A 14439-nucleotide genomic window follows, 5' to 3' on the forward strand; every position below is an offset into this window, starting at 1 on the left:
GCGAAACTGCAAATTTGCCCCAACGGGCGTAAATCAAAGGCGACCGACTTAATCACGGCCTGTCTCCGGCCGCAAGATGTACGTACCGCATTTCTCCTGTCCACCACGTCGCGACTGTACCACCTGCCTGCGATCCGAGCACCTGCGGCGTCGTGCGGCGGTAGACATCACGCCGTGCCGTGCTACTGTCTTTGGACCAGGAGGTTGGCGCATGACGCGGCGTCTGGCAGCAATCTTGGATGCGGATGTTGTCGGCTTTTCCCGGCTGATGGGCCTTGACGAAACCGGCACTTTCGCGAACCTGAAAGCACACAACAGCGAAGTCATCGTCCCCAGCATCGGCAGGCATCACGGACGGGTCGTCAAATTTGTCGGCGACGGCACGCTGGCGGAATTTGCGAGCGTCGTCGATGCCGTCGGCTGCGCCATGGAAATTCAAAGAGCATTGCTTCAGCGCAACGAGGCCATCGAGCCGGATCGACGCATGTTGTGGCGGATTGGCATCCATGTCGACGATGTGCTCGTCGAGGACGGCGACATCTTCGGCGACGGCGTGAACGTCGCCGCAAGCCTGCAGGCTCTGGCGCCTCCAGGTGGAATCTGCGCCTCCCAGCAGGTCAACGACCAGATCCGGTCGAAGCTTGACTTCAGGGCGATCGATTTCGGCAACCGCAGGCTCAAGAACATCGAGCGACCGATCCGTGTCTGGCGGTGGACGGCGCAAGGCGAGCAGCGGCCACCGCCGTCCGAGTGGAAGGAAGAAGCCGCATGGCCCGTGCGCAATCGCCCCTCGATCGCCGTGCTGCCCTTCAGCAACATGTCGAGCATCGAGGAACAGGAACATTTCTCGGACGGCTTCACGGACGAGCTGATCGCCACGCTGGCGCGCTGTCGCTGGCTGCTGGTCGCCGCCCGCAATTCCTCCTTCAGCTACAAGGGTCGGCAGGCCAATGCGCGGCAGGTGGCAGAGGATCTTGGTGTCAAGTACGTGCTCGAAGGCAGCGTGCGCCGCGCCGCCAATCGCGTTCGCATCACCGCGCAATTGCTGAGCGGCACGGATGGCACGCTGCTCTGGGCGGAACGCTACGACCGGACGTTGGCCGACATCTTCGAGGTCCAGGACCAGCTCGCTTCCGAGATCACCGGAACGATCGAGCCGGAACTGGGCTCCATCGAGTTCGCCGCTCTTCGCGGCCGCGCCGTGCTCGACATGGACGCCTGGGAGATTTACCTGAAGGGTCTCTGGCATCTCTACCGATTCACGCTTGACGAACTGAAGACCGCGAAGGCGCTTTTCGAACAGGCGATCAGGATTGATCCGACGTTCGCGCAGGCACAGGCCCGCTTGGCCTACGTTCACATTCAGCTCGGCTGGTACGGCCCCCTTGACGAGCGGGGTGAGCGCATCTGCGAGGCGATCGAGCTTGCCGAACGGGCGATCGGACTGGATCAGAAGGAACCCGCCGCGCACCTCGCCTTGGGCAGAGCGCTTGCGCTTGATGGGGCGACGGAGGCGGGAATTGCGCATCTGCATAACGCCTTGCAACTGGATCAGAGTTTCGCGCAAGCTCACTTCGCGCTCGGCCAGGTACTCTGCTACGTCGAGCGGCCCGCGGAGGGCATTGCCGAGATCAAGGAAGCGTTCCGGCTCAGTCCTCGCGATCCGCATCTTTGGACCTTCCATAACGTTCTCGCCATCGCGAACTATCAATTGGGCGACATGGCGGAAGCAGCCAAGGCAGCCCGTGCATCGCTCCGCTCACCGAATGCCACCTTCTGGCCGGCGATCGTTCTGGTTGCGACCCTCGGAAGGCAAGGCGAAACGGACGAGGCTCGAGAAGCGATTTTCAGGCTTCATCGCTTCCGGCCGGGAATGAACTGCGCCGACGCCCGGCGGGAATTCTATTTCGGCGACAATCCGGTGATGACCGAAGCCTTCATCAACCGCTTCATCGCCGATCTCGCCAGCGCCGGCCTGCCCGGCTAGCAAGCGACACCATCAAGGAAAGGCGCCCGTCCTTTCGAACGGGCGCCGCACTAGGCTTTTCGGATCAGAACGGAGAATCCGGGAAGTAGAAGTCCTTGGCGTTGTCCTTCGTGACGAGCGTCGCGTCGAGGACGAAGGTGCCGCGAACCGGCACCTGGTCGTAGAGACCAGCGGCCGTCAGTTCCATTGCCGTGCCGACCATTGCCGGTGGATAGAGAACGTCGACCGGGATCATCTTGTCACCGTCCATGACCTTCTTGACCATGTCCTTGGAGCCGGCGCCGGCAACGACATACTTGATGTCGGTACGCTTGGCCTGCTCGATCGCCTGCAGCACGCCGACAGCCATGTCGTCATCCTGGCACCAGACCACGTCGATCTTCGGATACTTCGTCAGGTAGTCCTGCATGACCTTGAAGGCATCGTCGCGGTTCCAGTTGCCGTACTGGCGGTCGAGAACCTTGACCTTGGAGCCGGCAATGCCCTTGTCGAAGCCGTCCTGGCGCTGCTGATCGATCGGGATCGGCAGACCGCGGATGATGACCACTTCGGCGTCCGGCGTCTGAGAAGCGATATACTTGCCGGCGACTTCACCGAGCGCCGGATTGTTGCCAGCAACGTAGAGGTCGCGGACGGAGTCATCGTTGGTCGATGGCGCGCGGTCGACGAGAGCGACGTACTTGCCCTTGCCCTTGACTTCCTTGATTGCGTTGACGAGCGGATCCGGATCCGACGGCAGGATGACGAGTGCATCGATGCCCTGCGTGTCAAGATCTTGTACGGCGTTGGCCTGGCTGGCAGCGTCCGGCGAGGTCTTGACGATGACATTCAGGCCCGGATGCTCTTCCATCAGCTTCTTGGCGATGCGTTCAGCATGGAACACGACGCCTGAGGTCCAGCCATGGTCGGCGGCCGGAATGGACACGCCGATGGTGAACTTCTTGTCCTGTGCGTATGCGGTACCCGCCAGCGTGACGGCCGCAACCGCAAGACCCAACATGAGTTTGCGCATTCTATTTCCTCCCAATAAACGTCAGGGACTTTTCCTACCCGTCAACCGGACGCCCTGTGATCCCGGCCAATTGCTGGAGCTGATCCGCTATGATTTGCGGACCAGCGAGCGCTGTACCAGCATGGCGATGATGATGATCGCACCCTGGATCGCACCGATGAGATATTCGCTGATGAAGTTCGACAGCAGCATGATGTTGCCGACGAGCTCGAGAATGAAAGCGCCGCAGATCGTACCCCAGACACGGCCGGCACCACCCTTAAGCGCGGTGCCGCCGACGACGACGGCGGTGATCGCCTGTAGCTCCCACAGAATACCTGTCGTTGCCGAGGTTGAGCCGAGGCGCGGCACGTAGAGCAGCACGGCGATGGCAACACACAGTCCCTGGATGACGAAGGCGATGGTGCGCACGCGATTGACTGCAATGCCGGAATAGCGCGCGACATCGCTGTTCGAGCCGACCGCGACGACGTGCCGACCGTAACGCGTGCGGTAGAGGATGAAGGCAGCAACGGCAGTCACGGCCAGGATCACGACAATCGGCACCGGCACGCCGAGAATGCTGCCGAAATAGGCCGGACGGTAGAGCGTCTGAATGTCGGGCGAGCGTAGCGTAATCGCCCCGCCCTGCGACAACCAGGTCGTCAGGCCGCGATAGATACCCATGGTGCCGAGCGTGGCGATAAACGGCTCGATCCTGCCGACGGTGGTAATCAGACCATTGGCAAGCCCGCAGAGCGCGCCGGCAACAAGCGTAAACAGGACGGCGGCGATCAGCATCAACGTCGGATCGGCAATCACGCCGGAATTCATCAACAGGATCATCAGGCTGGCGACGAAAGCCACCATCGAACCAACCGAAAGATCGAGATCCCCCGCCGAGATGACGAAGGTGGCTCCGACAGCAATGATGGCGATGAAGGCACAGCGCGTCGCGACATTTGCAAGGTTCGTAATGCCGATGAAGTTCGGGTTGACCATCGCCCCCACGATCAAAAGCAATATCAGGGCTGCAAAAGGCGCAACCGCCCGCAGATCGATATCCCGCCAGGGGCGACGCCTGATTTGCCGGGTCTCCTCGTTCACACTCATCTCCAAACCGACCTCCCGCCCCAAATTAGATGGGCATCATACCTGCGCGGCCCGCTGAACGCAGCCGCCTCCCCGCCAGCATCAGGCGGCCTTCTTCTTCAATCCGGCTGCATAGCGCATGATCTCCTGCTCGGAGATCTCTTCGCCCTCGAGCACGCCGACAATGCGCCCCTCGCGCATCACGGCGACCCGGGTGCAGAGCCCGATCACCTCAGGCATCTCCGAGGAGACGACGATGATGGATCGACCGTCGCGCGCCAGCGCCGAGATGAAATGATAGATCTGCTGCTTGGTGCCGACATCGATGCCGCGTGTCGGCTCGTCGATGATGATGATCTCAGGCTCGGTCTCCATGACCTTGGCAAGCAGCAGCTTCTGCTGATTGCCACCCGACATGCGACCGGCAACGATATTGGTGTCGCGAACGCGGATATCGAAACGTCGCCGCGCCGTCGCAAGCGCCTTGGCCTCGCTGCTCGGGCTGAGATAGCCGTGCCGCGAATGCTGGCCGAGCGACTGAAGCGTCAGATTGGTCATCATCCCGGAACGCAGGAGCAGACCCTTCGACTTGCGATCCTTCGTCATGTAGGCAAGCCCGGCGCGGTTGGCGGCATGCACATCGCCCGAAAGCACGGTCTCGCCGCGAATGACGACCTCGCCGGATGCGCGGGCGCGCAACCCCGCGATCGCCTCCATCAGCTCCGTGCGGCCGGAGCCGATCATGCCGGAAAATCCGATGATCTCACCCTTGCGGACCTCGAAGCTCGCATCCTGCACGTATCCCGTCGAAACCCCTTCGACCCGGAGGACGATTTCCTCGTCGACATTGGGCTCGGCCTTGGTCGGATAGAGGCTTGAAAGCTCGCGCCCGACCATCAGCTGGGCGATGGATTCGCCGTCGAGCATCGCGGTCGGCGCCGTCTTGACCCACTGCCCATCGCGCAGCACGGTCACCCGGTCGGTGATCTCCATCACCTCATCGAGCTTATGCGATACGAAGATGAAGCTCGTCCCCTTGTCGCGCAGCTTGCGCACCTGCCGGAACAGGAAACTCGTCTCTTCGCGCGATAGCACGGCCGTCGGTTCGTCCATGATGACGACGCGTGCATCGCGACTGATTGCCTTGGCGATTTCCACCATTTGCTTGTCAGCGATCGACAATGTGCCGATTATGGCATTCGCGTCGACATGCGAACCGAGGAGATCGAGCGCCTTGCGGGTCTCGGCGCGCATGTGTCTGCGGTCAAGGACGCCGAAACGCGTGACCTCGCGACCAAGGAAGAGGCTCTCGGTGACGGTCAGATGTTCGGCGAGATTGAATTCCTGGTGGATGAGAACGATGCCGAGAGCTTCCGCCGCACCGTTGGCGGGCAGCACGACCGGCTTGCCGTCGAGCAATATCTCGCCCGAGCTCGGCTGCTCGAAGCCGGACATAACCTTGACCAAAGTCGATTTGCCCGCGCCGTTTTCGCCCATGAGAGCATGGATTTCGCCGGCGCGCAGATCGAAGTTGACACTGAAGAGAACTTGCACGCCGCTGAACGACTTGCAGATGCGCCGCGCGGACAACACCACAGGCGCGGCGTCGACAGAATCCACACTCATTGACTGGCTTCCTCCCTGCGGCTCCCATCCGCTGGACGCCATATGTAAACCTTTACACGGCGCATGTAAAGGTTTACATAATCGTTACACACAGATCTGCCGGTTCCGGCGTTTGACCTCTCGACAAGTCTGTGTAGTGTCGCGGCGAAGGCATCCCAAGGCAGGACGCAGTGTCGAATTCCACGCCCGCAACCATAGAAGACGTCGCTCGGATCGCCGAGGTTTCGATCGCGACGGTGTCGCGGGCGATCCACATGCCGGAGAAGGTCGCCAACTCGACGCGGCTAAAGGTCAACCAGGCGATCGCCATCACCGGCTACACCACCAACGCCATGGCGCGGAGCCTGCGGCTCGGCCGGTCGAACATGATTCTCGTGGTGGCCCCCGACATCGGCGACCCGAATTTTTCCAACATTCTCGTCGGCCTCGAGAACGAAGCGCGCGCCCATGGCTACGGCATTCTTATCGGCCATACGCAGAATGATGCGCAGCGCGGCCTTGAATATCTGAAGTTTCTGAATTCCAACCAGGCCGCCGGTCTGATTCTCTTTACCGGCATCCTGCCCTTCGGCCATCAGACAATGACCGCCCGCCTGCCGCCAAGCGTCGGCGTCTTCGAGCCGGTCTTCAACGGCGGTATCCCCTATGTCGGTGTCGATGATGTGGAGGGGGCCAGAAAGGCGGTCGACCTGCTGCTTGCAGAGGGTCATCGCAACATTGCCTTCATCGGCGATTCGCGCACCCGTCTCGCCTACGCCAGACGTCGCGAGGGCTATGACGCGGGGCTCGATGCGGCAGGCGTTGCGCCCGACAAGCGCATCGTGCTCGAAGGCGACGGAACGCTTGAAAGTGGCCGCCATGCCGTCGAGCAATTGTTCATGCGCGACACGCTGCCGACGGCCTTCATGTGTGTGAACGACCAGACGGCGATTGGCGTGATGATCGGCCTCGGCGCCCGCGGCTACGATATTCCGACCGACTTTTCGGTGACCGGCTTCGATGACGTGCCGCAGGCCGTCTTCATGTCGCCGCCGCTCACAACCATCCGCCAGCCGCGAACCGCGATCGGCAAGCAGGCCATGGCTCTTCTCTTGGAATTCCTGTCCGACGGCCAGCCGGCGGAGACCGAAATCCTGCTGCGCCCGGACCTTGTGGTGCGCAATTCAGTGGGCGCGCCGTCGCGGCGATGGACAAAGCGCTGACGCCGGTAACAGATGTTTTTGCCACCCGACTGCGACATGGACGTCCCGCCGCGCTTGGCGGCGGCGGGAGCGGTTGGCCTTCGTGCCGCAACTGGCTATTGGCTATTGCGACTTTTGAGGATCGTCTGCAGGGTTGACGTACTTAATGCCCCACGGACCGTTGGTGTTGATTTGGACGACAGTCTCATCGTCGAAGTAAACAAAATGCGCCGTGCCCGGCGGCAAGGCAAAGAAACTGCCTGCGGGTAGTGCCTTCGTGGCGCTCCGATCGGCGGTTTTGCCCATGCCGAATTTGGCAGCCCCGGATATGACCGTCACCACTTCATAGCCAGGATGCGTGTGTGGTGGGATCGCATACCCTGGCGGCAATTTGAGCCGAAGGGCAAACAAGCCTTTCTTGGTGGGATTGCCGAACAAGACCGCCGCTTGTGCTCCGGCAGGAAGCGTCTTGGGAGCCTCGACCCACTTGACATCACCGGGAGCGAATATTGGGTGCGCATCCTCTGCCAAGGCAAAGGCTGCGGTCCCGCAGAAGCCAATCCAACCGACTGCGAATATCGATGCGATTTTCATGATATCCTCCCTCTCGCCGGGCCTTTCACCTCGGCTGCACGCTGGTGCAGGCTCGCGAATGCTAAGAATACGTCCGCGGACCATCTCTAGGCAAGCGCTCCTCGGTCATCCGATCGAATGTCGGCAAGTCATTTCACCCGCTTGAACATCCATTTCACGACGTATTCGCCGTTTCGCTTCATCTTCGTTTTCATCTTGACCTGGACCGGCCCGCCAAGAGCGGCCTCGGCTACATCAAACGCCTGCCGGGCCTCGGCCATTGCTTTGTGGTAGGCGCTGTTGTCGCGTTTGGGGCTGTCGGCGACTGCCTGCACGAGGGCGGTCCAATCACGTTCGCTGTCGCCCATGTATCGGCCCTCCCGTTTGCATGAAACCGGTCTACGCTCGTCAGCGCGTGCTGCGCAAGCCATGATGATCGACCGATTTCTGTAATGCCCGCTGGGGGTGCTCGCAAACGAGGTTGGCACCCCAGTCAGGTTCACCCATTGCGGTCGGCATAAGTGGCTAGCCACTATCGTCTGCCTTTAAACGCCTCCCGTCGCTCTCCCGCTTCCGGCCGCTTCGGTAACCTGTCGTCGGTGGCGCGAGAGTCTTGACCACGCGTGCTAGTCTGCGCCTTTGCGCGCCATGTCGCGGGCAGCGTGTCGAAGCCCGCGAGACGGCTCGATTGCAGGCCGCCTCTTTCGCATATCCGGCGTTCTAAGCAATGGTCACGATCGGCTCGCCGGGCCACCATGGAGGGCTTGTCATCGGTCTGCCAGTCGCCAGACGGCATGAAGCAGAACTGCAGCGATCCTGAACGACGCATCGCTGAGAGCAATGTCGACAACACGTCGTCCCGCGCGCGATCGCCAATGGCCGCATCACAGCTGGGCTCAAAGTCTCGGTGTTCCTCACCGGCACCGGTATCGATTTGGTGCGAAAGGGCGGCCAGCGCATGACACATGTCCCCCCGCTGGATCCACTCGCGGATTTGATCGAGGATTTCCAGAACCGCGGCGCCACGATCTGCGCCTGCACCCACCCTGCGTGAAGTCACGCTGCTACGATCAGGAAGACCTCCTCGACGGCGTCGTGATTGTCGGTGCGAGCGTCATGCATGCCGAGATCAAGGAAGGAGCCCACGCTCTCAAGCTTGGAGGCGCAACCCGTGCCGAGATCGGGTCCCGTTAGATGGCGAAAAGGTCGGCCTTCGTCATGACATTGCCTCCTGTTTCCACGGCCCCGGAGCCAGGTAGGGCGACGCGAACGTCGCCCGATAGCAGACCAAATAAAAAAGCCGGGAAGCTTTCGCTCCCCGGCCCTCTCCTCCACATTCAACCGCCGATCAGACGTAACGGTTGACGATGTTTTCGAGCAGTTCCTGCTTGCCGGACTTCGGCTGCGGGTTGACGTCCTTGCTTTCGACCCACTCGGCGATCTGCTCCAGCGAGTATTCGCCGCGGATGAGCTTCTGGCCTTCCGCCGTGCCCCAGCCGGCGTAGCGGTCTTCCAGCGGCTGGGAGAGCGCCTTGTCCTCGATCATCTTGGCGGCAGCCTTCAGGCCGCGGGCGCAGCAATCCATGCCGCCGATGTGGCCTATCAGGAGATCTGCCGGGTCCAGCGACTGGCGACGCAGCTTGGCATCGAAGTTCGTACCACCGGTCTTGAAGCCGCCGCCGGCGAGAACGTGATAGTAGGCCAGTGCCATTTCTGGAACATTGTTCGGGAACTGGTCGGTATCCCAGCCGGACTGATAGTCGTTGCGGTTCATGTCGATCGAGCCGAAGATGCCGAGCGCGTTGGCAAGCGCCAGCTCGTGCTCGAAGGAATGGCCGGCGAGGATCGCGTGGCCCTGCTCGATATTGACCTTCACTTCGTTCTCGAGGCCGTTCCTCTTCAGGAAGCCGTAGACGGTCGCGACGTCGTAGTCGTACTGGTGTTTGGTCGGCTCCTGCGGCTTCGGCTCGATCAGGATCGTGCCCTTGTAGCCGATCTTGTGCTTGTATTCGACGACGAGGTTGAGGAAGCGGCCGAGTTGGTCGAGTTCGCGCTTCAGGTCGGTGTTGAGCAGCGTCTCGTAACCTTCGCGGCCGCCCCACAGCACGTAGTTTTCGCCGCCGAGCTTGTGCGTGGCGTCCATGCAGGTCTTCACCGTCGCCGCGGAGAAGGCGAAAACGTCCGGATCCGGATTGGTCGCGGCACCCGACATGAAGCGGCGGTTGGAGAAGAGGTTCGCCGTGCCCCAGAGCAGCTTGGTGCCGGTCGCGGCCTGCTTCTCGGCGAAGTAGTCGACGATCTCGTTGAGGTTCTTGGTGTTCTCGGCGAAGTTCTTGCCTTCCGGACGCACGTCGGCATCGTGGAAGCAGTAGTACGGAGCGCCAAGCAGCGAGAAGAACTCAAACGCGACGTCAGCCTTCAGCTTCGCAGCCTGCATCGTGTCGTCGAACCATGGGCGCAGGAAGGTCTGGCCGCCGAAGGGGTCGCCGCCCGGCCAGGTGAAGGTGTGCCAATAGGCAACGGCAAAGCGCAGATGGTCTTCCATGCGCTTGCCGAAGACGACTTCGTCCTTGTTGTAATGGCGGAAGGCCAGCGGATTGGTGCTATCCGGGCCTTCATACTTGATCTTCTGGATGTCGCCGAAAAATCCGGTGCTCATCTCGTATCTCCTCAGGTTTGAGATTGTTGTTCTGGGTTCAGTGCTGTAGCGACTTGATCGCCGGGTAAAGAGCGCGATAGCGGTTGTAGGCGTCCTCGTAAGCACCGCTCAAAGTCGCGACGGGCTCAATCGTGCCGGCCGTCTTCGGCGGTGTGCAGACGGCAACCGGATCGGCGCCGGTCGCGGCGATCAGGCCGAGACGCGCGGCGCCGAAAGCCGCGCCGAAGTCGCCATCCGCCGGCAGGTCGACCGGTACGCCGAGCGCCGTGGCGATCGAGGCCAGCCAGTAGCGCGAGCGCGAGCCGCCGCCGATCGCAGTGACGCGGGAAATATCCGTGCCAGCCGAGCGCAGTGCTTCGAGATTGTCGCGGATGGCGAAGGATACGCCTTCCAGCACGGCTTGGGTCAGCACCACGCGGCTGCTCTCGTGCTCGAGGCCGATGAAGGCGCCGCGAATGACGGCGTCGTTGTGCGGCGTGCGCTCGCCTGAGAGATAGGGAAGGAAGGTAACACCCGATGGCGCCTTCAGCGTTTCCCCAAGTTCGGTGGTCAGATCCGCGGCCGACTTGCCGGTGACACCGGAATGCCAGTTCAGTGCATCCGTCGCCGACAGGATGACGCCCATCTGGTGCCAGGTATCAGGCAGCGCGTGGCAGAAGGCATGCACGGCGCTTTCCGGCTTCGGCAGATAGGCGCCATTGGCGGCAAAAAGAACGCCCGAGGTACCGAGCGAAACGAAGGCGGCGCCATCGCTGACGGTACCCATGCCACAGGCCGAAGCTGCGTTATCACCTGCGCCGCCGGCAACGACGACGCTTTCCGGCATACCCCACTTGCCGGCCAGCTCACTGCGAAGCATGCCACCCTGCTCAGTGCCTTCGATCAGATGAGGCATCTGCTTTTCATCGAGGCCGGTGACCGCAAGAAGCTCCGATGACCATTTGCGCTTGCCGGTATCGAGCCAGGAGGTACCTGCCGAATCCGACATTTCGGAGATGTGCTCGCCGGTCAGCCAGAGACGCAGGTAGTCCTTCGGCAGCAGGACCTTGGCGAGCTTGGCGAAGATTTCGGGCTCATGCTTGGCGACCCAGGCAAGCTTCGGCGCGGTAAAGCCGGGGAAAACGATGTTGCCGGTCAGCTTGCGGAAGCGCGGATCGGAATCGAGCGCGGCCGCTTCGACGTAGGAGCGGGTATCGTTCCAGAGAATGCAGGGGCGCAACACCTTGTCGTCGGCATCGACCAGGGTCGCGCCGTGCATCTGGCCGGAGAGGCCGATGCCCTTCACGGCGGCGAGTTCCTTCGGATGCTTTGCCTGCAGGCCGGCAACGGCCTCTTCGGTGGCACGGATCCAGTGCGACGGCTCCTGCTCCGACCAGCCGGAATGCGGACGCGAGACATCGAGCGCGCCGTTGGCCGAACCGATGATCTTCTGATCGCCGTCGATCAGCATGGCTTTGACGCCGGAGGTTCCGAGATCGAGACCCAGATACATGTGTTTCTCCCCTTGCCGTTACGGCAGATTGTCTTTCAGGAATATGTCGAGGCGGATGCGCTCCTGCGCGTCGATCACGGAAAGTCCGTCCGCCTTCGCCTTGAGGACGCGGATGGCGCTGCGCACCTCATGACCCGCATCCTGGTTCAGAATTGCGTCAATCGTGCCGTCAAGAAGCGCGGCGCGTGTATGCGCGGTCAGCTCATGGGCGATGACTGTCAGCGACCGATCGACTGCCTTTTCCTTCAGCGCCTTGATCAGGCCGCGATTGCCGGCACCGAGGCTGTAGATGCCGATGATGCCGCTGTTCTTCGACAGGGCATCTGCCACCAGCATATGGGCCATCTCCGGATCGTCGCGGCCCTCGATGACAGGCAGGATCGAGAGCGATGGAAACTCCGCCGCTATAACGGCGGCGAAACCCTCGAGGCGTTCGCGATGGTCACGCACCAGCATCGAGCCGGCGAGCACCGCGATCTCGCCCTTGGCGCCGCCGAGGAAACGCCCCAGCAGCCGCGCGGCCGTGCGACCGGCGGCAATATTGTCGACACCGGCATAGTGATGGCGCTGCGAGCCGGTGAGATCCGAAACCAGCGTCACGACGGGAATGCCGTCCTTCACCAGCCGGTCGACGGCATCGCGCACTTCAGGCGCATCGGTGGCTACAAGCGCGATTCCCGAAGGCCGCTCCTTGCGAAGCTCATCCAGAACATTCACGAGCGCGCTCGGATCGAAGGCTGGCACCTCGAGGGTGCGAATATTCGTTCGCTCCACGGACGAACGCGCGGCGGCCGCGCGGACCTCAGCGTTCAGCCCGTGCATGAAGGAATTGTCGCTGGCCGGCAGGATGAAGACGAGCGGATAAGTGCGGCCCTTGGCGAGGTTGGCAGCAGCGACATCCCTGATGTAACCGATCTCGCGAATGGCATTCTCGACCTTCTCGCGCGTCACATGGCGCACACCCGGTCGCTGGTTCAAAACCCGGTCGACGGTTGCCAGACTGACGCCTGCCGCAGCAGCGATATCGTGAACTGTAGGTCTCATCTCTCCTCCTGACGAGACCTTTAGCTCCAAATTTGATGTACGTAAATCAAAATCTGCAAACACATCTTCTATCGAAGATCGGCCGCTGATTTTTCACGGCCTGAAGGTTGATGTGCGATGGCGTGGAAAGCCAAATGCAACAACGCCGGCTTGGTTTCCCGGGCCGGCGTCACACTGCATTCATCGGGGAAATCAGTGGCCGCCGCCACCCCCGCCGCCGCCCTGCGGAGCGGGTTTGTCGATCAGCACAATGCCGACGATCATGGCGAGGAACAGCACGGTCAGCAACATAAAGATATCGGCGAACGACATCACCATCGCCTGCTTCGTTACCAGACCGACCATCTGCTTGATCGCGACCACCGCCCCATCCATGCCATAGGCATCATAGTTCGACGTCATGTTCTTGATCTGATCGAGCGCCATCGGATTGCCCCAGTCGAGGCCCTCGCGGATCCGCTGATAGTGCACGTCCTGCCGGTTCGTCAGCACTGTGTTGATCACGGCAAGACCCACGGCGCCACCGAGGTTACGCGTTAGGTTGAAGAGACCGGATGCGCCGCGCATACGCGCCGGCGGCATCGTGCCGAGCGCGATATTGTTGATCGGCACCATGCACATCATCAGCCCGAAGCCGCGCAGGATTTGCGGAATGAACAGCTCGTAGAAATCCCAGTCCGTGGTCATGCCGGTCATGATGTAGGTGCCGGCAGCAAAGCTCGCGAAGCCCAGCACCATCATCAGCCTGAGGTCCATCTTGGTCGACAGCTTGCCGGCGATGGGCGCAGTGAAAAACATCGCGAGACCCGACACGAACATCGTCTCGCCGATCATCAGCGAATCGTAGCCTCGGATGCGCCCGAGATAGAGCGGATAGATATAGGTCAGTCCGTAGAGGCCAATACCCATGACGAAGGAGAACAGCGAGCCGACGGCAAAGTTTCGGTTGCTGAAGGCCCTGAGATCGACGACCGGGAAGTCCACCTTGAACGCCCGGTAGAAGAACACGACGCAACCGATCGCCGAGGCGACGGCACCCATGGCGATGTTGCGGTCGTTGAACCAGTCGTTCGAATTGCCTTCTTCCAGTACATATTCCAGCGCGCCGAGGAACATGCCCATGGAGAGCAATCCCCACCAATCGAACTTCTTGATCAGCGAGAATTCCGGCTTGTCGAAGTCGATGAAGTTCCAGGTGACGATCGTCACGATGATGCCGGGCACGATATTGACCAGAAACAGCCAGTGCCAGGAGAAGGCATGACTGAGATAGCCGCCGACGGTCGGGCCGATCGTCGGGGCAAGCGTGGCGATCAGGCCGATGATCGGCGACACGATGCTACGCTTGGAGGGCGGGAAGATCGTGAATGCGGCCGCAAAGACCGACGGGATCATGCCGCCGCCGATGAAGCCCTGAATGGCGCGGTAGACGATCATCTGGTCGATGTTGGTCGCCGTCGCACAAAGCGCACTCGCCATGGTGAACCCAGCAGCCGAGGCCGCAAACAGATATCGCGTCGAGACGATGCGTGCGAGCGTGCCCGACAGCGGAATCATGATGACTTCAGCGATCAGGTAAGATGTCTGCACCCAGCCGATCTCGTCCGAACCGGCGCTGAGGCCCGCCTGGATTTCGGCAAGCGACGCCGACACGATCTGAATGTCGAGGATCGACATGAACATGCCGAGCACCATCGCGAAGAACGCGATGAGCTTGCGGGGATCCATATGATCCGTGGCAGCCGGAGTGGCCGGAACGGTTCCAACTGTTGCGCTCGCGGCCATGGGGCTACC

At 61.5% G+C, this 14439-nt stretch carries 11 protein-coding genes and 2 pseudogenes; 3 read left to right on the forward strand and 10 right to left on the reverse strand.

Annotation, left to right across the window (positions count from 1 at the left end; translation table 11 throughout):
- Positions 1-211: 211 nt before the first annotated feature.
- On the forward strand, positions 212-1987 hold the full coding sequence (locus tag ACSQ9D_RS16040) for a tetratricopeptide repeat protein (protein ID WP_436283023.1): 1776 nt from the start codon (positions 212-214) through the stop codon (positions 1985-1987).
- A 64-nt stretch (positions 1988-2051) separates the two neighbouring features.
- Here ACSQ9D_RS16040 and ACSQ9D_RS16045 read toward each other — a convergent pair whose 3' ends face one another.
- The 3 genes from ACSQ9D_RS16045 to ACSQ9D_RS16055 form a co-directional block, all read right to left on the reverse strand.
- The gene (locus tag ACSQ9D_RS16045) at positions 2052-2999 is read right to left on the reverse strand and encodes a substrate-binding domain-containing protein (protein WP_037119650.1); all 948 of its coding nucleotides are present in this window, start codon (positions 2997-2999) and stop codon (positions 2052-2054) included.
- An 87-nt stretch (positions 3000-3086) separates the two neighbouring features.
- Positions 3087-4091 (reverse strand): ABC transporter permease, encoded by a 1005-nt coding sequence (locus ACSQ9D_RS16050; protein ID WP_436283024.1) that lies wholly within the window; start codon positions 4089-4091, stop codon positions 3087-3089.
- Between the two features lie 81 nt (positions 4092-4172).
- Positions 4173-5696 (reverse strand): sugar ABC transporter ATP-binding protein, encoded by a 1524-nt coding sequence (locus ACSQ9D_RS16055; protein WP_436283025.1) that lies wholly within the window; start codon positions 5694-5696, stop codon positions 4173-4175.
- Positions 5697-5866: 170 nt separating this feature from the next.
- Here ACSQ9D_RS16055 and ACSQ9D_RS16060 point away from each other — a divergent pair, with 170 nt between their 5' ends.
- On the forward strand, positions 5867-6898 hold the full coding sequence (locus ACSQ9D_RS16060) for a LacI family DNA-binding transcriptional regulator (RefSeq protein WP_037119656.1): 1032 nt from the start codon (positions 5867-5869) through the stop codon (positions 6896-6898).
- 102 nt (positions 6899-7000) lie between these two features.
- On the opposite strand, the gene ACSQ9D_RS16065 is transcribed toward ACSQ9D_RS16060, so the two are convergent.
- From ACSQ9D_RS16065 to ACSQ9D_RS16075, 3 genes and pseudogenes are all read right to left on the reverse strand, one after another.
- Positions 7001-7471, reverse strand: coding sequence for a cupin domain-containing protein (locus tag ACSQ9D_RS16065; protein ID WP_436283026.1), 471 nt, complete (start codon positions 7469-7471; stop codon positions 7001-7003).
- A 128-nt stretch (positions 7472-7599) separates the two neighbouring features.
- On the reverse strand, positions 7600-7818 hold the full coding sequence (locus ACSQ9D_RS16070) for a hypothetical protein (protein WP_436283027.1): 219 nt from the start codon (positions 7816-7818) through the stop codon (positions 7600-7602).
- Positions 7819-8198: 380 nt separating this feature from the next.
- Positions 8199-8327 (reverse strand): annotated as a pseudogene (locus tag ACSQ9D_RS16075) (AraC family transcriptional regulator); the annotation flags it as partial.
- Between ACSQ9D_RS16075 and ACSQ9D_RS16080 the strand changes: the two are divergent.
- Positions 8319-8644, forward strand: a pseudogene (locus tag ACSQ9D_RS16080) (DsrE family protein); the annotation flags it as partial. The pseudogenes ACSQ9D_RS16075 and ACSQ9D_RS16080 overlap by 9 nt on opposite strands.
- Positions 8645-8798: 154 nt before the next feature.
- Here the strand turns inward: ACSQ9D_RS16080 and xylA are convergent.
- From xylA to ACSQ9D_RS16100, 4 genes are all read right to left on the reverse strand, one after another.
- The gene (gene xylA, locus ACSQ9D_RS16085; RefSeq protein ID WP_436283028.1) at positions 8799-10109 is read right to left on the reverse strand and encodes a xylose isomerase; all 1311 of its coding nucleotides are present in this window, start codon (positions 10107-10109) and stop codon (positions 8799-8801) included.
- A 37-nt stretch (positions 10110-10146) separates the two neighbouring features.
- On the reverse strand, positions 10147-11601 hold the full coding sequence (gene xylB / locus ACSQ9D_RS16090) for a xylulokinase (protein WP_436283029.1): 1455 nt from the start codon (positions 11599-11601) through the stop codon (positions 10147-10149).
- An 18-nt stretch (positions 11602-11619) separates the two neighbouring features.
- On the reverse strand, positions 11620-12645 hold the full coding sequence (locus ACSQ9D_RS16095) for a LacI family DNA-binding transcriptional regulator (RefSeq protein WP_436283030.1): 1026 nt from the start codon (positions 12643-12645) through the stop codon (positions 11620-11622).
- Between the two features lie 192 nt (positions 12646-12837).
- A complete protein-coding gene (locus tag ACSQ9D_RS16100) occupies positions 12838-14430 on the reverse strand; it encodes a DHA2 family efflux MFS transporter permease subunit (RefSeq protein ID WP_436283031.1) in 1593 nt (530 codons plus the stop codon).
- Positions 14431-14439 lie beyond the last annotated feature (9 nt).

The sequence above is a fragment of the Rhizobium sp. LjRoot258 genome (assembly GCF_964254185.1).
Taxonomy (GTDB): domain Bacteria; phylum Pseudomonadota; class Alphaproteobacteria; order Rhizobiales; family Rhizobiaceae; genus Rhizobium.